The following is a 772-nucleotide window of genomic DNA, read 5'->3' as shown; positions in this document are numbered from 1 at the left end:
ATCGCCTCCGCGATATACTGTTTTGTCCTTTTGGCATCGATTAATCGGAATTTGACTTGCCTATTTTCTTAAAATCTCATGTGGAGCTTCTATTTCATTTGCCAAGGTATGCTCTGTTAATTCTGACATCAATTTCAATTTTTTATTAATCAATGGTCGCATACAATTAGGAACATGTTCCTGATGCGCTCTGTGGATTGCTACACATTCCTTACAGTTTCCGTGATAACGACAGGCTTTCAGGCAGGGACAGTGATCTTTGTCTTTATACTCCTTACGAAATTCCGCTGCAAATTCTTCTTGCAGTCTCAGTCCCTCGACACGATTTCCCTTATGAAATTCTACCATTGCATCCAGTTCTTTCTGGTTCCCTTCAATCTTCATGTTATTATAGCGCCTCCATTTCAACTATTCCTCATTTTCTGATAAATCCCGATTGTTCTAATCTTTTTTACGCCCACCTTCTTGCCCTTCGGACAAGAAGTATCCCTCGCTCAAAGAGCTCGGTCAATTCCGAATTGTCGTTCCCAGTATACCATGCCTTCTCCCCGCAGGAAAGCATGGCGAAAACCAAAAATGTCCCCGGAGAGCTTGTGCGTATGTTTTTTCAGCGTTTCCGATCTGAATTTCTCAGAACAGAATATCCTCCGGCTTGAACTTATCTTTTTCGGTAATGGGGCGGATCACCTTGCAGGGCACCCCCGCAGCGATGACACCGGCGGGAATGTCATGGGTGACGACGCTTCCCGCCCCGATAACCGAGCCTGCCCCG

1 protein-coding gene and 1 pseudogene are annotated in these 772 nt (G+C 45.2%); both read right to left on the bottom strand.

Annotated features, from left to right (window positions below; translation table 11 throughout):
• Positions 1–60: 60 nt before the first annotated feature.
• Positions 61–384 (bottom strand): hypothetical protein, encoded by a 324-nt coding sequence (locus DW677_RS18095; RefSeq protein ID WP_004613237.1) that lies wholly within the window; start codon positions 382–384, stop codon positions 61–63.
• 246 nt (positions 385–630) lie between these two features.
• Positions 631–772 (bottom strand): annotated as a pseudogene (locus DW677_RS19035) (sugar O-acetyltransferase); the annotation flags it as partial.

It is taken from the genome of Clostridium sp. AM25-23AC (assembly GCF_003435125.1).
GTDB lineage: Bacteria > Bacillota > Clostridia > Lachnospirales > Lachnospiraceae > Pilosibacter > Pilosibacter fragilis.
Note: the sequence above shows the minus strand (reverse complement) of the source record. Positions and strands in the feature narration are given on the sequence as shown.

Excerpts from the sequence above, each read along its gene's own strand:
- DW677_RS18095 (WP_004613237.1), bottom strand. The coding sequence starts at position 384 with ATGAAGATTGAAGGGAACCAGAAAGAACTGGATGCAATGGTAGAATTT.